The sequence below is a fragment of the Thermomonas sp. genome, from assembly GCF_023953935.1.
Taxonomy (GTDB): Bacteria; Pseudomonadota; Gammaproteobacteria; order Xanthomonadales; family Xanthomonadaceae; genus Thermomonas.
On sequence record NZ_JAMLIW010000010.1, the window covers coordinates 25377 to 43939 of the forward strand.

Genomic DNA, 18563 nt, shown 5'->3' on the forward strand with positions numbered 1-18563 from the left:
TCATGATTCGCAACCTCCTGTTCGCCCTGTTCGCCACCTTGCTCGCCGGCTGTGCGTCGACGCCGCCTGCGCCTGCGGTCGTGACGGCTCCCGCCACCATCGCCACGCCCGCACTGCCGCCGCTGCGCATTGCGCTGGCCCTCGGCGGCGGCGCGGCCAAGGGCTTTGCCCATATCGGCGTGATCAAGATGCTGGAAGCCAACGGCATCAAGCCGGTGATCGTCACCGGCACCAGCGCCGGCAGCGTGGTCGGCGCGCTCTATGCCAGCGGCATGGACGCCTACGCGCTGCAGGAACATGCGGTGGCGCTGGATGAAGCGCAGATCCGCGACGTCAGCCTGTTTTCCGGCGGCCTGATCAAGGGGCAGAAACTCGAGGACTACGTCAATGCGCAGGTCGGCAATCGTCCGATCGAACGCCTGCCGATCCCGTTCGCGGCGGTGGCGACGCGGCTGGAGGACGGCAAGCCGACGGTGTTCCGGCGCGGCAATGTCGGCCAGGCGGTGCGTGCTTCCAGCGCCGTGCCCGGGGTGTTCGAGGCGGTGACGATCGGGCGTTGGCACTACGTCGATGGCGGCGTGGTCAGCCCGGTGCCGGTGGATGCGGCGCGCGCGCTCGGCGCCGACTTCGTGATCGCGGTCGACATCGGCAGCAAGGCCACCGGCGCCAGCGCCACGCCCTACAGCCTGCTCGGCAACGTCAACCAGAGCATCCGCATCATGGGCCAGCGCCTGGCCGCCGAGGAGCTCAAGCGCGCCGACGTGGTGGTTCGGCCGGCGGTCAACGACATCGGCCCGACCGATTTTGACCAGAAGCAGCGCGCGATCCTCGAAGGCGAGCGTGCGCTGCAGGCCGCGCTGCCGCAGCTCCGCGACCGCCTGGCCGCCGTGCAAACGGCGCGCATGGAAGCGGCGCGCGCGCAGGCCGCGCAGGCCCGGCCACCGCAGCCGGCGCCCGCATCGCCGGTTGCCTGCACGCCACAAAGGCACTGGTTCTCCCCCTGGCGGCAAAGCTGCAAAAGCGACTGAAGCGGTGCCGGCTCAGGCGCGCTCGCGGACCCCGACACCGTAGACGTACACCAGCGTCCCGCCCAGCCAGCCGGTGATCAACACCCCCAGCAGGCCGGCCGCATCCAGCGCCAGCACAGCGGGGCCCGCTACGCCCCACGCGCCGTCGCGGGCGCGCAGCACGAGGCTGGCGGCGAACAGGCACCAGGTCAGCAGCGCGCAACCCATGTGCCGCATCGCCGTCCTGCTGGCCGGGTGCTCGGGCCCCAGTTTCACCAATTCGAACATCCCCGCCCCTGCGGCCAGCAGACCAAAGGCGCAGCCGATGCCCGCCAGCCCGGCAGACGCCAGCGCCAACTGCTCCGGCCAGCGCAGCAGCGCCCCGAAATCCGCCAGCGGTGCCAGCAGCCAACAGGCCACCGGGATGTGGACCAGGGCCGGATGCAGGGGATGTTTCATCCCAGCAGCACCGCCACCAGCAGCACGATCACCGACGTCACGGCAAAACCGGCGTGGGTGAGCACGTATCTTTTCATCGCCACCTTTTGATCGAAATGCAGCGTGGCGAGAAAGAAGCCGAAGCCGGCCGTGATCAGGAACAACCCCAGTGCCACCAGCGGCAGGGCGCCGAGGTTGTCCAGCATCACCGCCAGGATCAGCAGCACGATGCCCGTGGCGCCCAGCAGCGCGTGCAGCAGCGACACCGCCCACGGCGCGAAGCGTCCACGCAGGACGAACGAGGCCAGAACCAGGCCGCCGCAGGCGCCGACCAGAAACACCAGCAATGCATACAGCAACATCTTCAGACTCCTTATGCCTGATGTATCGAAACGATGGGGCTCAGGGCAGGACCGCGATCCGCGCCATCACCGCCTCGGTGACGCGCGCGCAGCGCGCGCCCATGAACTCGAACACGCCGCCGCGCGCGGCCGTCACCTTGTCTTCCAATGCACTGCGCAACTGCTTGCGGGCGCGATGCAGGCGGGTTTTCACGGTTTCCTCGCGCAGCTCCAGCGTCGTCGCGGTTTCCGCGACCGAACAGCCCTCCACGTCGCGCAGCAGGTAGACCAGCCGGAAGCCCTCCGGCAGCGCGTCGATCGCGCCTTCCAGCCAGCGTCGCAGCTGCGCGTTCTCAGCCATCCGGAGCGGGTCTTCATTCGCGCCCGGAAATGCCACCACGTTGTCCATCTCGGCCACCGGCTCCATGTCATCGATATTCAAGGTCTCGTGCCTCTGCCGCAGGCGGCCGTAGGCTTCGTTGAGCGCAATCCGGGTCAGCCAGGTCGCCAGTGACGCCTCGCCGCGGAAGCTGCCGATCTTTTGATAGGCGTGCAGGTACGCCTCCTGCACCACGTCCTCGGCCTCGGCCTCGTCGCGGATGACCCCGCGCACCACCCGGAACAGGCGCTGGTTGCAGCGCTGGGTGATCTGCCGGAACGCCTCGCGTTCCCCATTGCGCACGCACGCCGCCAGCTGCGCGTCATCCAGCGCGGCGTACTCGCGCGCGGTGCCTGCCGATCCGGTTTTCATCGCCTCTCCTTCACGCCGACAGCAGCTTGAGGACATCACTGCGATGCGGCTCGTGCGCACATTCGCCCAGCAAGCGCCGCGTCACCATGCTGGTGCCGTGGCTGTGCACGCCGCGTGTGGTCATGCAGCCATGGCTGGCCCGGATCAGCACCGCCACGCCGCGTGGGCGGAGCTCGCGTTGCAGAGTGTCGGCGATTTCCGCGGTCAGTCGTTCCTGGATCTGCAGCCGCCGCGCATAGGCATCGACCAGCCGCGCCAGCTTGGAAATGCCGACCACCTCGTCGCCCGGCAGGTAGGCCACCTGCGCCACGCCCTGGATCGCCGCCATATGGTGCTCGCACACCGACTGTACCGGGATGTCGCGCAGCACCACCAGATCGTCATAGCCGGACGCAGCGAAGCGGCGGCCGAGGAGCTTGGCGGGATCACGCCGATAGCCCTCGAACCATTCGCCGTAGGCCCGCACCACCCGTGACGGGGTGTCGCGCAGACCTTCGCGGGTTGGATCGTCACCGGCCCAGCGGATCAGCGTGCGCACCGCCGCTTCGGCTTCGGCGCGGGTGGGTTGCGGAGTTTCGATGCTCTCCGGCTCTGCAATCGCAGTCCGGGCAAGGATGGTCACGCTATGCGGAGCCTGTTCGAACATTGCAGCCTCGTTCCGATGGGGTTTCACGGCTGACGCACCGCGGGCAAAAAAAGTTCCCGCCGCGCAAGGACCCCGTGCGAACGCGCGATCCCGGGAACCGTTTTCACGCCGATTGCATCCAGCTTGTGTGCATCCTCAGCTTCAGCCATCGCAACCGGAGGGCCCCATGGCGGCCAACAGCGATCTCGATTTCACCCAGGGCGTGGCCCTGTCCTCCATCCCCGAGACCGGCGTGCTGTCCGGCCACGTCGGCGACGCGCCGGTGCTGCTGGCGCGCGTCCAGGGCCAATTGCACGCGGTTTCCGCCAGCTGCACCCACTACGGCGGCCCGCTGGGTGAAGGGCTGCGGGTGGGCGACGAGATCCGCTGCCCCTGGCACCACGCCTGCTTCAGCCTGCGCACCGGGCAAGCGCTGAAGGCGCCGGCGTTCGCGCCCTTGGCCTGCTGGACGGTCGAGGTCGAAGGTGACAGGGCCTATGTGCGCAGCGCGCAGGACCCGGCGCCAGCGCCTGCGCCGACGCCGACCACGGCGGTTCCGGGGCGCGTGCTGATCGTCGGCGGCGGCGCGGCCGCGTTTGCCTGCGCGCAGCGGCTGCGCGAGCGCGGTTTCCCGGGCAGCGTCACCCTGCTCAGCGCCGACGCCGATCCGCCCTGCGACCGCCCCAACCTGTCCAAGGATTATCTGGCGGGCACCGCCGACGAAGCCTGGATCCCGTTGCAGGCACCGGAGTTCTACACCGACAACCGGATCGACCTGCACCTGAATTGCAAGGTGACAGCGATTGACGCAGACGCGCACCGGGTGACGACTGCCGCCGGCGAACACTTCGATTACGACGCCCTGCTGCTGGCCACCGGCGCCGAGCCCAACCACCTGCCGCTGCCCGGCTTCGACCTGCCCAATGTCTACGCACTGCGCTCGCAGGCGGATTCACGGGCGCTGCTGGCCGGGATCGAACACGCCAAATCGGTGGCTATCGTCGGCGCCGGCTTCATCGGCCTGGAGGCCGCCGGCGCGTTGCGCTCGCGTGGGCTGGCCGTGCATGTGATCGCGCCCGAGGCGTTGCCGCTGGCGCGGATTGTCGGCGATACGCTGGCCCACGATCTGCTCAAGCGCCATCAGGATCAGGGCGTGCAATTCCATCTGCAGGCCCAGACCCAATCCTTCGACGGCAAGACCCTGACCCTGGCCGACGGCAGCACGATTGACGCCGATGCGGTGCTGGTCGGCGTCGGCGTCAAGCCGCGCACCGCGCTTGCGCAGGCGGCCGGGCTGGCGGTGGACAACGGCATCCTCGTCGATCCGTTCCTGCGCACCTCGGCAGCCGGCATCTACGCCGCCGGCGACGTGGCCAGCTATCCGCACGGCGGTGGTCGGGCGCGGGTCGAGCATTGGGTCCACGCCGAGCGCATGGGCCAGTGCGTGGCCGACAACCTGCTGGGCGCTGCCCGCGCCTTCGACGATCCGCCGTTCTTCTGGACCCACCACTACGGCACCGACCTGCGCTATCTCGGTCACGGCCGCGGCTGGACCTCGGTGGAACTCGACGGTGCGCCCGCCGACAACGACTGTCTCGCCCGCTATTACCGCGACGGTGCGCTGATCGCCGCCGCCGCGATCGGCCGCGACCGCCAGTTGCTGGAATTGCAGGCGCAGCTGCAATAGCCCCGCCCGCGCTGGCCCGCGCCGTCTTTACGCCGACGGCAGCCCCAGCGCCCGCGCCTGTTTGACCGTGCGCAGGACGAAGCTGGAATTGACGTCGCCAACGTCGCCCTGCGCCAGCAGGTGGTCGAGCAGAAAATGCGAGAAGTGCTCCAGCCCGCTGACGACGACGTGCAGCAGGTAATCCATGTCGCCGGTCAGGGCGTGGCAAGCCACCACCTCGGGCCAGCGATTGACCTGCCGCGCGAACGCCTCCACCCGCGCCGCATCGTGGCTTTTCAGCTGCACCCGCACGAAGGCCTGCAGGCCCAGCCCCAATCGCTCCGGATCCACCTCGGCGCGGTAGCCGATGATCACGCCCTCGCGTTCCAGCCGCTGCACCCGGCGCAGGCAGGCCGAGGCTGACAGGTGCACTTTCTCGGCCAGCTCGGCATTGGTGTGCCGTCCTTCTCGCTGCAGCAGTGCCAGCAGCTGCAAGTCGATGCGATCCAGCACGGCAGCAGACATTTCCACCTCATCTCGCGCAGTTCACGCAATGTTATTGCGTCAACCACGCGAAATCGAGCAATTTCACACACAATTTGCGCGAACGCTCGACTATGCTGGCCGGTGCACCCTCGTTTGCCAAAGGCACGCCCATGAACGCCCAGCCCCGCCGCATCGAAAACGTCCAGACCGACCGCGGTTCGGTCCCGGTCTACACCACCGGCATCGTCGAACAGCCGTGGGACGAATACAGCGCGATTGACCACGACGTCTGGCGCCAGCTGTACGCGCGCCAGCGCGCGGTGCTGCCGGGCCGCGCCTGCGATGCTTTCCTGCGCGCGCAGGACACGATGCGGATGACGCCGGACCGGATTCCGAAGTTTTCCGAGTTGAACAAGATCCTCGGGGATACCACCGGCTGGCAGATCGTCGGCGTCGAGGGCCTGCTGCCGGAGCTGGATTTCTTCACCCATCTGGCCAATCGGCGTTTTCCCGTCACCTGGTGGATCCGCCGCCCGGACCAGATCGACTACATCGCCGAACCCGACCTGTTCCACGACCTGTTCGGCCACGTGCCGCCGCTGATGGACCAGGACTTCGCCGATTATCTGGTCGCCTACGGCCAGGGCGGGGTCAAGGCCCACGGGCTCGGGCAAGACGCATTGATGCAGCTGGCGCGGCTGTACTGGTACACGGTCGAATTCGGGCTGATGTGCGAACACGGCCAGATGCGGATCTACGGCGCCGGCATCGCCAGCTCGGCGGGCGAGTCGGTCTACAGCGTGGAAAGCGCCTCTCCGAACCGGATCCAGTTCGACTTGGAGCGGATCATGCGCACCCGCTACCGGATCGACAGCTACCAGAAGACCTATTTCGTCATCGACAGCTATGAACAGCTGATCGAAGCCACGCAGCCGGATTTCACGCCGATCTATGCGCGGGTGGCGCAGCAGCCGCTGCTGGCCGCCGGCAGCGTGCAGGACGGCGACCACGTGTTCCAGCGCGGCAGCGGCGAAGGCTGGCCGGCCGACGGCGACGTCTGAGGGTGGCGCGCGTCTGAGCGCGGATGGGCAAGATGGCGAGGTTGGCGGTTGAAAAAGCAAGGATTCCATTGATCTGGCCGCCGCCCCGCCTCATGCATACCGCGATTTCCCGTCCGGCTGGCGTTTGAAGCGGCGGTGCAGCCACAGGTATTGCGAAGGCGCTTCGCGGACCATGGCTTCGATGGCGGCGTTGACGGCGGCGGTGTCGGCGCTGGCGTCGGCGGTCGGGAACGGTTCCAGCGGCGCACCGATTTTCAGCGCGTAGCGTCCGCCTTCGCGGCGATGGAAGAACGGCACCACGGCGCAGCCGGTCATGCGCGCGAACTGGTGGGTGGCGGTGATGGTGGCGGCCGGGATGCCGAAGAACGGGGCGAACACGGTGTCTTTGCCGAGCATGTCCTGATCGGGTGCGTACCAGAGCACGCCGCCGTTTTTCAGGTGGCGCAGGGCGGCGCGGGTGTCGCGGTTGCCGAACATCGCGCAGGCGTAGCGCAGGCGGCCGCGCAGCACCGCCCATTCCAGCACCGGGTTGCGGTAGGGGCGGTACATGCCGGCCAGCGGGATGTGGTCGCACAGCAGCCGGCCGCAGGTCTCCAGGGTCATGAAATGGCCGGAGATCAGCAGGATGCCGCGGCCTTCATCGCGCAGGCGTTGCAGGATCTCCAGCCCTTCGATGTTCGCGCTGTTGCGCAGCGGCGCGATCCGGCCCCACCAGGCGCGGGCGAATTCGAACAGGCCGATGCCGAGGTCGCGAAAGTTGGCACGCAGCAGGGCGGCGCGTTCGGCTTCGTTCAATTCCGGGAAGCACAATGTCAGGTTGACCGCGGCCGCGCGGCGGCGTGAGCGCGCCAGATGCAGCGCCAGCCGGCCCAGCGCGGCGCCGAGGGCGCGTTGCAGTGACCAGGGCAGGTGCGCCAGCGCCACGCACAGGCCCACGCCCAGCCAGGCCGGCCAATGGCGCGGGGCGAACGAGGGGCGCGGTGGCGGTGTGGCGGTCACGAAGGGGATTCTAACGGGCGCCGCTCCGCTATCCTTGGCGGATGCGGATCGCCTTTCTCGAACGGGTGCTGCGGGCCTTGTACTCGGCCACCTTGTACCTGCTGGTGCCGATCACGCTGTATCACCTGATCTGGCGCGGGTTCCGCCAGCGTGCCTATTTCCAGCGCTGGGACGAACGCTATGCCAGCTATGCGCCGGCCGGCGCGCCGGCGCCGGTGTGGCTGCATGCGGTCTCGGTCGGCGAGGTCAATGCCGCCGCGCCGCTGGTCGATCGCCTGCGCACGCTGCGCCCGGATCTGCGGGTGGTGGTAACGACGATCACCCCAACCGGCTCGGAGCGCGTGCGCAAGCTGTGGGGTGATGCGGTCACCCACGTCTATCTGCCCTACGACCTGCCGGGCGCGGTGGCGCGCTTCCTCGACCAATTCCAGCCGGCGCTGGCGCTGATCGTGGAAACCGAGCTGTGGCCGAACCTGCTGTTCGGCTGCCGCGATCGCGGGATTCCCACCCACATCCTCAACGCCCGCCTGTCGGCACGTTCGCTGCGCGGCTACCGGGTGCTGGCGCCGCTGATCCGGCGCGCACTGGCGACGGTGCGGCTGGTGGCGGCGCAGTCAGTGGACGATGCGCGTCGCTTCGAGCGCCTGGGGGCGGCGCCCGAGCGCACCCGTGTCACCGGCAACCTCAAGTTCGACATTCCGCCGCCGCAAACCGGCGATTTCGTGCACGCGTTTGCGGCGGCGCTGGGCCAGCCGCGCCCGGTCTGGATCGCCGCCAGCACCCACGAAGACGAGGAAGCGCCGGTACTGGACGCGCACCGCCTGCTACGCGAGCGGCATCCGGCGGCGCTGCTGCTGTGGGCGCCGCGCCATCCCGAGCGTTTCCGCGCGGTCGCCCAGCGTGCGCGCGAGGCCGGGTTCCGGGTGGCCAGCCGCGGCACCGAACGCTGGCCGCAGCCGGAGACCGACGTGTTCGTGATCGACACCCTGGGCGAGCTGACCAGTTTCTACGCCTGCGCCAGCGTCGCCTTCGTCGGCGGCAGCCTGCAGCCGATCGGTGGCCACAATCTGCTGGAGCCGGCGGCCACCGGCACCGCGATCCTCAGCGGCCCGCAGCTGCACAACTTCGTCGATATCGCCCAGCGCCTGCGCGAGGCGCAGGCGATGCGGGTGGTGGAGGATGCCGCGGCATTGGCCCAGGCGCTGGCCGCGCTGTTCGACAACGTCAATGCCCGCGAGACGATGGCCGCCAATGCGGCGCGCTTGCTGGAAAGCGGGCGCGGCGCGCTGGATCGGACGCTGGCGCTGATCGCGCCGGTGTTGCCGGCCGCGCCGACGGCGGGCTGAGGCTCAGCGCGCGGACAGCGCCGGGTCGATCGGCTTGTCGGCGGTCAGCAGGCGGTTGATGTCTTCCAGATCGGCCACGTCGAGCGAACCGGCGGACTGTTCCAGCAGCAGGCGACTTTGCAGGAAGCTGTACTTGGCCTGCGCGTAGGCCTGCTGCGCCGAGAACAGGATGCGCTGGTTGTTGAGCACGTCGAGAACGGTGCGGGTGCCCACTTCCAGCCCGACCTGCGAGGCATCGTAGGCGCTTTGCGCCGAGACCACCTCCAGCCGCCGTGCTTCAACCTCGGTGATGCCGGTGACGACCGCCTGATAGGCGCTGCGGGTGCTGCGTTCGATCGAGCGCCGGGTCTGCTCGAGCATGTCGGCGGCGCTGTCACGCTGGGCCAGCGCGGTACGCACGCCGGACTGCACGGAAAAGCCGGAGAAGATCGGGATGCTCAGGGTCAGGCCGACGCTGGTGGTGGCGTGGTTGGAGCCGATGAAGGGCGGGTCGTACAGGCCGGTGAGCGCCTTGCCGTAGCTGGCATGCAGGCCCAGAGTCGGGTAGTGATTGGACCGCGCGGTGGCCACGTTGGCCTCGGCGGCTTCCAGATTGGCCTGCTGCGCCTGCAGGGTGGGATTGGAGGCCAGCGCCTCGTTGACCCAGTCGGCGGCGCTGCGCTCGGAGGGCAAGCTGGGCTTGAAGTCGTCCGGCAGTCCCTTGAGCGTGGCCACCGGCGCGTTGGTGATTTCCACCAGTGCCTGATAGGCGTCCTGCACCGCATTGCGTGCCAGCAGGGTATTGGCGCGGGCGCCGTCGTACTGGGCGCGTGCCTCGTGGACGTCGGTGATCGGCGCCAGGCCCACTTCCAGCCGCTTGCTGGCGTAGTCGAACTGCTTCTTGGCCGCCGATTCGGCGGCCTCGGCGGCGGCCAGTGTCTCCATCTGCACCAGCACGTTGAAATAGGCGGCCGAGGTGCGGGTGATCAGGTTCTGGCCGGCAGCGGCCAGGGTGAAACCGCCGGCGCGGTCCTGCGCCTTGGCACCGCGCAGCGCGGTGATGTTGCCGTAGTCGAACAGGGTCTGGTTCAGATTGACGCCCCAGCTGCCGGTGCGGCTGCTGCCGGCGCCGGTGTTCATGCGGGTGGTCCCCACCGAACCACTGAGGTTGGGCAGCATGACCGCGCGCGCCTGCACCGGACGTTCGGCCGCGACCAGCCGGGACGATTCGGCCTGGGCGAACTGCGGATCGCTGCCACGCGCGTTCTGGTAGGTCTGCACCAGATCGTCGGCCTGCGCCGCTAGCGGCGCGAGGGCAAGAGCGAGAGCAATGACGAGGGAGCGACGCAGCATGACGCGATTCCTTGGGAGTTACAGACTGAACGCGGGAACGGGCCGGGCACCCGCGAGATATGGCAGATCGGTTTCAAACAACGACGTAGTGCGAAGACCGTTGACATCGCGCCGCACCAGCAAAGCTTCCATCACCGGCGCAACACCCTGCACGATGAACATGCGACCGTCGGGCTCCAGCCAGTCGCAGAACTGTGACGGCAGCGTGGCCACCGCACCAGTGACACAAATCACGTCGAAGCGGCGACCGGGTGCGCCGGCGAAGACGTCGGTGGCGTGGACGCTGACGTTGGCGAAGCCCTGCGCGGCCAGCCGCGCGCGTGCGGCGTCCGCAAGGTCGGCGTGGCGTTCCAGGCTGACCACTTCACGCGCCAGGCGGGCCAGGCAGGCGGTGAGATAGCCACTGCCGGTGCCGATTTCCAGCACGCTGTCTTCCGGGTCAGGCAGCAGCGCCTGCAGCAGACGGCCTTCCAGCACCGGCTTCATCATGGTTTCGCCGTGGCCGATCGGCAGTTCGGTGTCGGCGTAGGCCATGCCGCGCAGTGCCGGCGCGACGAAGGCCTCGCGCGGCAGGCTGGCGATGGTGTCGAGTACCCGCACGTTCAGCACGTCCCAGGGGCGAACTTGCTGTTCCACCATGTTTTCGCGGGCGCGGGCGAAGTCGATGTTCATGTCCGGAAGTACTCCTGCGGTGAACCGTCCATTGTAGTCGGAGCCCGCCTGTTGCCGCGCAGTCTGGCCGTGCTGATACACCAGCACGCAGTGCCGGAAGTCACCGCCATCGGGCGCGCGTGTGGCTGGCGTTCAGCGTTTGCCATAGGCGCGCAGGAACAGGTCCACGACGCTGGCCACGTGCGCTTTCGGCGACGGCGGACGCGGGCCGCAACAGACGCCGACCACCGCCTGCGCGTGCGGCTCGCCCTTGAGCAGGGTGAAGAAGTGCCCGGCCGCCGCCGCCGGGTCGGCGATCTCCAACTCGCCGGTGGCGATCCGGCGCTGCAGCAGTTCGGTGAACGCCTCCTGCAGATGCTTGGGGCCGGCCTCCCAGGCCAGTAGCGGCAGCCCGCCGCCGACCGCCTGCGGTGAACACAGGATGCGGAACCCGGCGATCGCTTCGGGCGTCATCACCATCGCGAAGAAGGCGGTCCCGATGTTGATCAGGTGCTTGCGCAGCGGCAGGTCGGGCCGCGGCTGGAACAACCGATCCGGCACGCTTTGCTCGCAGTGGGCGCGGACCGCTTCGATGAACAGCCGGTCCTTGTCGCCGAAGTGGCTGTAGACGGTGAGTTTGGAGACCCCGGCATCGGCGGCGATCTGGTCCATGTTGACCCGCTCGAAGCCGTCCTGCAGGAACAGCCGGGTGGCGGCCGCGAGGATCGCGGCGCGCTTCTGCATGTCCTTGGGGCGTCCGGGCGTGCCGGGCTTGGGGCGCGGGGCTTGGGGCATTTCTACGATCGACTGAACCGGCCTATCCGATGCGCCCACTATACCATACTGATCGGTTCAATTACCGCCCGTGGCGGTTCCGACAATGCCGGTGCGGTCAAGTCACGCCCTGCGCCAGCATCGCGTCGGCCACCTTCACGAAGCCGCTGATGTTGGCGCCATCGACGTAGTTCACGCGCCCGTCGCGGCCGGTGCCGTGGCGGACGCAGTTGAAGTGGATCTCCTTCATGATCAGATGCAGGCGTTCGTCAACTTCGGCGTGGGTCCAGGATTGCCGCATCGCGTTCTGGCTCATTTCCAGCCCCGAGGTGGCGACGCCGCCGGCGTTGGAGGCCTTGCCCGGCGCGTACAGCGTGCCGGCCTGCTGGAACACATCGACCGCGTCCAGGGTACAGGGCATGTTGGCGCCCTCGGCCACGCACAGCACGCCGTTGCCCACCAGGGTGCGGGCATCGCCGGCGTCCAGCTCGTTCTGGGTGGCACAAGGCAGGGCGATCTCGGCGGGGATTTGCCAGGGACGGCGGCCCGGCAAATAGTCGAAACGCGGGTCTTCACCCAGTTCGGCGAGCCGGCCGCGGCGCTGGTTCTTCAGCGCCATGACGGTGGCAATGGCCTCTGCATCGAAGCCGTCGCGCGCGTGCAGGGTGCCGTTGGAATCGCTGAAAGTGAGCACCCTGCCACCGAGTTCGCAGGCCTTGAGCGAGGCGTACTGGGCAACATTGCCCGAACCGGAGATCAGCACCCGGGCGCCGTGGGTTTCGCAATGGGCGTGGTGCAGCATCTGCTCGACGAAGTAGACCGTGCCGTAGCCGGTTGCCTCGGGCCGCATCAGGCTGCCGCCGTAGGCAATGCCCTTGCCGGTGAAGGCGCAGGCGGCGCTATTGCCGAGCTTCTTCATCATGCCGGCCATGTAGCCGACCTCACGTTCGCCCACGCCGATGTCGCCGGCGGGGACATCGGTATCGGCGCCGAGGTGGCGGTGCAGCTCCAGCATCAGCGCCTGACAGAACCGCATCACTTCGCCTTCGCTGCGGCCCTTGGGGTCGAAGTCCGAGCCGCCCTTGCCACCGCCCATCGGCAGCGTGGTCAGCGCATTCTTGAAGGTTTGCTCGAAGGCGAGGAACTTCAGGATCGACAGGTTGACCGAGGGGTGAAAACGCATCCCGCCCTTGAACGGCCCGATGGCGCTGCTGTGCTGCACGCGGAAGCCGCGGTTGACCTGCACGTTGCCGGCATCGTCGGTCCAGGCCACGCGGAATTGCAGCACGCGCTCGGGCTCCACCAGGCGTTCCAGCAATCCGGCGCGGGCGTAGTGCGGGTGGACTTCGAGAAACGGCCACAGGCTGGCCGTCACTTCGCTGACCGCCTGCAGGAACTCAGGCTGCTCGGGATCGCGCCGGCGCAGGCGTTGCAGGAAATCGGCGCGGGAAGGCAGGGGCACGACGGGGCATCCTTTCAGCGGTGGGCGCTGGGCGGGTGGTACAGACGGCGTGGCGTCGCGAGTGCGGCGCACGCCATCGACCGTCGCCGGAAACGACTAGAGTCAACAATCAAATTCCGCGCCGCCGGCCGGGCCAATTAAGGTGTCAGGGACAATTAGCCGGCCAAGTCACCCAAGCCAAGACCGGCGCCACCACCCTGGCAAGCAATGCCAGCTACTACCCCAATGGCGCGCTGGCGCAGTTCACCTACGGCAACGGCATCGCCCACACGATGAGCCAGAACGCCCGTCAGCTGCCCAGCCACAGCGTGGACGGCAGCGTACTGGATCTGGCCACCGTGTTCGATGCGAACGGCAACGTCGCCGCCATCACCGACAACACTGCCAGCGGCAGACAAACCCGCAGCATGAGCTACGACGCGCTGGACCGGCTCACCCAGACCACCTCGCCGATGTTCGGCACCGCCAGCTATGCCTATGACCAGCAGGACAACCTGACAAGGGTTCAGATCACCGGCGGCAGCCAGCCGCGCGACCACACCTACTGCTACAGCGCAGCCAACCGGCTGGAATTCGTGCGCAGCGGCCCCAACTGCAGCGGCAACGCCAGCCCGGCGGTGATCGCGCTGGGCTATGACCTGCAGGGCAACCTGAGCTTCAAGAACAACGCCAGCTACGCCTTCGACTACGGCAACCGGCTGCGGGCCACCGCGAACCAGAACTACCGCTATGACGCCCAAGGCCGGCGGGTGCGGCAGGACGTGGCGGCGGCCAACTGCAATACAGCCAGTACGCCCAAGACGGTCGGCTGGTCTGGCAGCGCGACGAAACCACCAACCAGCGCATCGCCAACGCGTATCTGGCCGGCAGCCTGCTGGCGGAGATCAGCCGCCCGCTGACCGGCAACACGACCACCATCCGCTACCTGCACACCGATGCACTGGGCAGTCCTATTGCCAAAACCAGCGCGACCGGCGCTATCATCGAGACCAGCGAATACGAGCCGTACGGGAGGTTGCTCAACCGGGGCAACGACAACCGGGCGGGGTATACCGGGCATGTGATGGATGCTGCCTCCGGGCTGACTTATATGCAGCAGCGCTATTACGATCCGGGGATTGGGGCGTTCCTGAGCGTCGATCCTGTCACGGCTTACAGCAATCCGGTGGGGGCGTTTAATCGGTACTGGTATGCCAGCGGGAATCCGTATCGGTTTTGTGGATCCGGATGGGCGCAAAGCAAAAGCAAAACGGAAGATGACAAACCACGCAATCGAGCATGAAGGAAGTCGTCAGGATCTTATTAAGGATCCGAATGTTTACAATTGCCACCGGAAGCTTGGCGACGAGGTGACCCTACGGATTCCGGTAACCGCCATGGCGGAACTTGGAAGGTTGAAAAGTTGATCAAAGCCGAAGTACACAACGATATGCTTGAGGCACAACAACTCGACACCAACGAGCGCAAATTTGGTTAATGACGTACTGGTCTATGGCCACGATGCAAACGGCAATGGAAGAATTCGAAGAGAACGAGATCGATCACTCTGCTCGTGTCATCGCAGTTGATGAGGAAGGAAATACAACGCGCGTCTTAAGCAAGGAAGGTCCGACAGGTCCATTGGTGGACCATCATGGCGATCAGAATCCGGCATATGGACAATTGATTGAGTGGTTCAGGAGAAAATAATGGCAACTATTGATAGTTGCAGCCTTGTTTTTTTTCGCTTTGTTTGTGGCGCATTGATTCTGCGCGCGATCAACCAGGGATGTCGCGGCGAAGGCGCCGATGATGTTCCTAGAGAGCCTAAAAACCTTTGACAATCGCCTCCATACGTACATATTCAGTCACCACCTCAAGAATCATTAATGAGGAAGATGTCCCGGGGCTTTTGGCACTCCTTGCATTCGAAAGAGCCATGCGCGGGTGTTATGTACGAAGCGAGCGGAAGTGTTCCTGGACGATCGACAGTAGGTGATCAGGCGGCCTTTCTGGTAGAAGGATTCAGGACGCGCCTATATCCGCCCAGCCTTTATTCGAAGCCGACTTACAGATTCGCAAAAAGCGGATCTCAGAAATTGGTGGCGGACATATCTAAGTAGTTCCCTGCTGCGGCGGCGCCTCAGCGAGACTCGTAAAAAGCGAAAAACAAGAACCGAAACGAAAAACAAGGACACGCACAATTTGCGTTGACCGCCCGTAGAGCCCGCGTCAACCGGCCAATCAGTTGTGTTTGCGGATCTTCGACCGGAAACAAGGACACGCACAATTCACAATTTGCGTTGACCAAAGAAAAAACAAACACGCACAATTTGCGAAAACCGCTTGTAGAGCCTGCGTCAACCGGCCAATCAGCCGTAATAATGGTGTCAGGGACAATTAGCCGACGCCCATAAATCAATGGGGTCGGAGTCATTGATTTTTTGTCACTAACACCTTTCCTCCGCGCCGCCGGCCGGGCTACAGGATCGGCGCCAGCCCGGAGCCGAAGGCGGTGAACACGCGCACGCCCAGCCACTTCAAGCCGAGGTCGACCTCGGGAAAATCGCCGACCGGGCGATTGCAGCGGCGAAATTCGGGGGCGAAGGGATCCTGCGGTTGGTCGGTCGCCGGGCAGCCCGGACCGACGCTGTAGTCATAGCTGGTGGCGTACTTCACCGGCCACAGGTCGAAGATCGGCATGCGTTCGGACAGTCGCGCCAGGTGGTATTCGATCCGCGGCAGGATCGGGGACGGCTCGCGCCGGGCGATGGTCCAGGCATTGCCGGGCGCCATGTCGCGGCGGATGCTGGCCGCCAGCGCCGCGGCAAAGGCCGGGTCCTCGATTACCACCGCGCTTTCGGTGTTGAGGGCCTCGCCGCGGGGGTCGAAGTTGTGGGTGCCCACCACCCCGATGCGGGCATCGATCACCAGCGACTTGGCGTGCAGCCCGATCCGCAGCCCGGCGCTCTTCAGCCGCACCGGCAGGCCACCGGAAGAGGCGAACGGTGACGGGCGCCCGGCTTCGCTGCCCGGTTCGGTGGTCAGACCGCGCGCGGCCAGCCGGCGCTCGCGCCGGGTGGTGCCGGCAGTGGTCGCGTCCAGGGTCGCTTCGGGCGCGAGCGCGGCGGAATCGTCCCCCGTCTCCAGACCGGCGCCGGTGGCACCGATCTCGAACGGCGCATCGGCCGGAAACGGCTTGAATTCGTGGATGCGGAAACCGAAGTCGCGCAGGTAGCGGCGCTTGTATTTGTAGGACACCGCGTAGGCGATGAAGGCATCGGTCGAGGCCAGGCTGTTGGTGGAGACCAACACCTGCGGCGGCTCGTCCCGGCGATGCAGCGCCCGGAACAGGTGCTGGGCCGGTTTGGACAGGACGAGATAGGGCGTTTGCAGCAGGATTTCCCGCTGCGCACCTTCAATCAGGCCGAGCAGGCTGTCCCCGGTGCCGGTGGCAGCGGACGCGGTTGCGGCGCCGCCATCGGCGTCTTCGCCACGATGTTTGCCCGGCAGGTCGCCGAGAAAACGCACCCCGCGCACCTCCAGCGCCGGATCGACGAAGCGCATGCGCATGACCAGCGGATCGGCGACGTCGGCCAGCAGCGCGCGCACCCGCTGCGGGCGCCGGTAGGGTGGTGCGGCGCCGGCGGCGGTCCGTGGCTGCGCAGATAGCGGGCGACGTCGCCGATCCGTTCGGCGGGCACGCTGCGGCGATCGTTCCAGAAGGCGTCGAAGTTGGCCCGCATGCTGGCCGCGACCGGGCCGGCGATCAGCAGGTCGCGATCGCGAAAATTGAAGTCCTCGCCCCAGTCGTAATAGTCGTCCTGGTAATTGCGGCCGCCGATGATGCCGAGTTCATCGTCGATCACCAGCAGCTTGTTGTGCATGCGGCGGTTGAGCCGGCGCAGGCAGCACAGCGCTGCCACTGCGTACATCGGGCCGGAAAGCCGGGCGCGGTCCAGCACCGGGTTGTAGACGCGGATTTCGAAGTTGGAATGCAGTGCCGACAGCGCGGCCAGAGTCTCCACCTTGCGCAGTGCCGCGAGCTGGTCGATCAACAGCCGCACCTTGACCCCGCGGAAGGCCGCCGCCTGCAGCTCGTCGAGCACCAGCTGGGCGGCGTCGTCCTCGTCGAAGATGTAGGTCTGCAATTCGATGCTGCGGCGAGCGCTGCGGATCAGGTGCACCCGCGCCAGCAGCGCGTCCGGGCCGTCGTCGAGAATCAGTGCGCGATGCCTGGGCGCCTGCGGGCGCGACTGGGCCAGCGCGTCGCGGGCCATCGCCAGCAGCGGTGAATCCAGCGCGCAGGCGTCGTCACGGGCGCAGTCGACCGTGGTGGCGCGGGCCGAGGCGGCAATCGCGGCGGCGGCATCGTGCCGGGCGGTGGGCAGGCTGGCGCAACCTGCCAGCAGCAGGGCAAGCAGGCCACCCGTCAGGCGCGCCGCAACGCCTCCCGCCATCGCCTCAAGGCCACCAGAACCAGGACAGCCGCGCCGCTCCCGGCTCCATGGCGGCGTCATCGTCGAATTCCAGCACCGCGATGGCGGCCGGCGGCATTCCGCGATAGTGGCCGGAGCGGCCGCTGTGGAGCAGGGCCACCAACTGCTCCAGGCCCGGATTGTGGCCGACCAACAGCAGTCGGGAAACGTCGCGGTGGGCGTCGGCCAGTTCGATCAAGGTGCCCGGCGTGGCCTCGAAAATCGCGGCTTCCTCGCGCACGTCGGCGCAATCCAGCGGGCCAGCGCGTCCAGCGTCTGGCGCGCGCGCGGCCGGCGAGCACAGCACGCGGCCGGGTTGCAGGGCGTGTTCGCGCAGCCAGTCACCGGCCGCCGCGGCCTCAGCGCGCCCGGTGGTGGAGAGCGGACGCTCGACGTCCGCTTGTCCGGGATGCGTGGATTCGGCGTGGGCGTGGCGCAGCAGGATCAGTTCGCGCATGGGTTCTCGTTTCCTTCGTTGCGCTCAATCCACCTGCTGCAGCCAGTGGAACAGCGGTTTCCAGTCGTCCTGATGGGCGCGCACCTGCGCCGAATGGTAGTCGAACAGGCTGCGACCCAGGCCGGTCAACACGGTATAGGCCTGGCTGTCGCGCAATTGCGCGACCACCGGGAAGTTCCAGCCACGCAGCAATTCCAGCGCCTGCTGCGCCGCGTTGGTCTGCGGCTTGATCCGGTTGACGACCAGCGCGACCGGCAAGGTGCCGCGGCGGACCCGCGGGTGCGTGGCCAGGGTTTCGAGAAACCGCGCGCTGGCCTCGATGTCGAAGGCGGACGGTTGCACCGGCACCAGCACCGCGCTGGCGACGTCGAGGAACGGTTCCAGCTCGCGCTCGCCGGCACCGGCCGGCGTATCCACGACGGCAACCCCGGCGCCCGCCGGCAACGCCGCACCTCGCTCCGGCTGCGCCCGTCGAGGGTGGGCAGCGGGTTGCCGAGCTCGGCCCGGCGTGCGCTCCAGCGCGTCGCCGAACCCTGCGGATCGGCATCCACCAAGGTGACGGCATGGCCCGCCGCAGCCTCTGCCGCAGCGAGGTTGACCGCCAGCGTGGTTTTGCCGACACCGCCCTTGGCGCAGGCAACGAGCCAGATCTTCATTACCGCGCTCCGCAATTGCTTCCAGCAGGGTACACGCGCCGGCACCGGATCGCA

At 67.3% G+C, this 18563-nt stretch carries 17 protein-coding genes and 3 pseudogenes; 7 read left to right on the plus strand and 13 right to left on the minus strand.

Annotation, left to right across the window (positions count from 1 at the left end):
* Nucleotides 1-2: 2 nt before the first annotated feature.
* A pseudogene (locus M9902_RS10935) lies at nt 3-938 on the plus strand (patatin-like phospholipase family protein); the annotation flags it as partial.
* Nucleotides 939-1040: 102 nt separating this feature from the next.
* On the opposite strand, the gene M9902_RS10940 reads toward M9902_RS10935, so the two are convergent.
* From M9902_RS10940 to folE, 4 genes are read right to left on the minus strand one after another with little or no spacing between them, the layout of a single operon-like run.
* Nucleotides 1041-1466 (minus strand): DUF2231 domain-containing protein, encoded by a 426-nt coding sequence (locus M9902_RS10940; protein ID WP_297222963.1) that lies wholly within the window; start codon nt 1464-1466, stop codon nt 1041-1043.
* Nucleotides 1463-1807 carry a hypothetical protein gene (locus M9902_RS10945; protein WP_297222965.1) on the minus strand — a complete coding sequence of 115 codons (345 nt, stop codon included), beginning with the start codon at nt 1805-1807 and terminating at the stop codon, nt 1463-1465. The genes M9902_RS10940 and M9902_RS10945 overlap by 4 nt, the downstream gene beginning before the upstream one ends.
* A 40-nt stretch (nt 1808-1847) precedes the next feature.
* Nucleotides 1848-2537, minus strand: a complete 690-nt coding sequence (locus tag M9902_RS10950) for an RNA polymerase sigma factor (RefSeq protein WP_297222967.1) — start codon at nt 2535-2537, stop codon at nt 1848-1850.
* Nucleotides 2538-2547: 10 nt separating this feature from the next.
* Nucleotides 2548-3159, minus strand: coding sequence for a GTP cyclohydrolase I (gene folE / locus M9902_RS10955; protein WP_297222970.1), 612 nt, complete (start codon nt 3157-3159; stop codon nt 2548-2550).
* A 190-nt stretch (nt 3160-3349) separates the two neighbouring features.
* Here folE and M9902_RS10960 point away from each other — a divergent pair, with 190 nt between their 5' ends.
* Nucleotides 3350-4849 carry an FAD-dependent oxidoreductase gene (locus M9902_RS10960; protein ID WP_297222972.1) on the plus strand — a complete coding sequence of 500 codons (1500 nt, stop codon included), beginning with the start codon at nt 3350-3352 and terminating at the stop codon, nt 4847-4849.
* A 27-nt stretch (nt 4850-4876) separates the two neighbouring features.
* Here the strand turns inward: M9902_RS10960 and M9902_RS10965 are convergent, their stop codons facing one another.
* Nucleotides 4877-5353 carry an Lrp/AsnC family transcriptional regulator gene (locus M9902_RS10965; protein ID WP_297222974.1) on the minus strand — a complete coding sequence of 159 codons (477 nt, stop codon included), beginning with the start codon at nt 5351-5353 and terminating at the stop codon, nt 4877-4879.
* Nucleotides 5354-5484: 131 nt separating this feature from the next.
* Between M9902_RS10965 and phhA the strand changes: the two genes are divergently transcribed.
* The gene (gene phhA / locus M9902_RS10970) at nt 5485-6375 is read left to right on the plus strand and encodes a phenylalanine 4-monooxygenase (protein WP_297222976.1); all 891 of its coding nucleotides are present in this window, start codon (nt 5485-5487) and stop codon (nt 6373-6375) included.
* A 90-nt stretch (nt 6376-6465) separates the two neighbouring features.
* On the opposite strand, the gene lpxL is transcribed toward phhA, so the two are convergent.
* Complete coding sequence (gene lpxL, locus M9902_RS10975) at nt 6466-7374, minus strand: LpxL/LpxP family Kdo(2)-lipid IV(A) lauroyl/palmitoleoyl acyltransferase (protein WP_297171936.1); 909 nt, start codon at nt 7372-7374, stop codon at nt 6466-6468.
* 41 nt (nt 7375-7415) lie between these two features.
* On the opposite strand from lpxL, the gene waaA reads away from it, so the two are divergent.
* Nucleotides 7416-8720: a lipid IV(A) 3-deoxy-D-manno-octulosonic acid transferase gene (gene waaA / locus M9902_RS10980; RefSeq protein ID WP_297222978.1), complete on the plus strand. Its 1305-nt coding sequence runs from the start codon at nt 7416-7418 to the stop codon at nt 8718-8720.
* A gap of 3 nt (nt 8721-8723) precedes the next feature.
* On the opposite strand, the gene M9902_RS10985 is transcribed toward waaA, so the two are convergent.
* The 4 genes from M9902_RS10985 to gdhA form a co-directional block, all read right to left on the minus strand.
* Nucleotides 8724-10052 (minus strand): TolC family outer membrane protein, encoded by a 1329-nt coding sequence (locus M9902_RS10985; protein ID WP_297222980.1) that lies wholly within the window; start codon nt 10050-10052, stop codon nt 8724-8726.
* An 18-nt stretch (nt 10053-10070) separates the two neighbouring features.
* Nucleotides 10071-10724 (minus strand): protein-L-isoaspartate O-methyltransferase, encoded by a 654-nt coding sequence (locus M9902_RS10990; protein WP_297222991.1) that lies wholly within the window; start codon nt 10722-10724, stop codon nt 10071-10073.
* Between the two features lie 132 nt (nt 10725-10856).
* Nucleotides 10857-11498: a TetR/AcrR family transcriptional regulator gene (locus M9902_RS10995; RefSeq protein ID WP_297222993.1), complete on the minus strand. Its 642-nt coding sequence runs from the start codon at nt 11496-11498 to the stop codon at nt 10857-10859.
* A 97-nt stretch (nt 11499-11595) separates the two neighbouring features.
* A complete protein-coding gene (gdhA, locus tag M9902_RS11000) occupies nt 11596-12933 on the minus strand; it encodes an NADP-specific glutamate dehydrogenase (RefSeq protein WP_297223097.1) in 1338 nt (445 codons plus the stop codon).
* 26 nt (nt 12934-12959) lie between these two features.
* Here gdhA and M9902_RS11005 point away from each other — a divergent pair, with 26 nt between their 5' ends.
* The 3 genes from M9902_RS11005 (at nt 12960) to M9902_RS11015 (ending at nt 14628) form a co-directional block, all read left to right on the plus strand.
* The gene (locus M9902_RS11005; protein WP_297222994.1) at nt 12960-13838 is read left to right on the plus strand and encodes an RHS repeat domain-containing protein; all 879 of its coding nucleotides are present in this window, start codon (nt 12960-12962) and stop codon (nt 13836-13838) included.
* Between the two features lie 116 nt (nt 13839-13954).
* Entirely contained in the window at nt 13955-14221 is a 267-nt protein-coding gene (locus M9902_RS11010) for an RHS repeat-associated core domain-containing protein (RefSeq protein ID WP_297222995.1), read from the plus strand.
* Nucleotides 14222-14430: 209 nt separating this feature from the next.
* Nucleotides 14431-14628, plus strand: a complete 198-nt coding sequence (locus M9902_RS11015) for a hypothetical protein (RefSeq protein WP_297222997.1) — start codon at nt 14431-14433, stop codon at nt 14626-14628.
* Nucleotides 14629-15399: 771 nt separating this feature from the next.
* On the opposite strand, the pseudogene M9902_RS11020 reads toward M9902_RS11015, so the two are convergent.
* The 3 genes and pseudogenes from M9902_RS11020 to M9902_RS11030 form a co-directional block, all read right to left on the minus strand.
* Nucleotides 15400-17378: pseudogene (locus M9902_RS11020) on the minus strand (phospholipase D family protein).
* A 4-nt stretch (nt 17379-17382) separates the two neighbouring features.
* Nucleotides 17383-17853 carry a histidine phosphatase family protein gene (locus M9902_RS11025; RefSeq protein ID WP_297222999.1) on the minus strand — a complete coding sequence of 157 codons (471 nt, stop codon included), beginning with the start codon at nt 17851-17853 and terminating at the stop codon, nt 17383-17385.
* 24 nt (nt 17854-17877) lie between these two features.
* Nucleotides 17878-18509 (minus strand): annotated as a pseudogene (locus M9902_RS11030) (ParA family protein).
* Nucleotides 18510-18563: the final 54 nt, after the last annotated feature.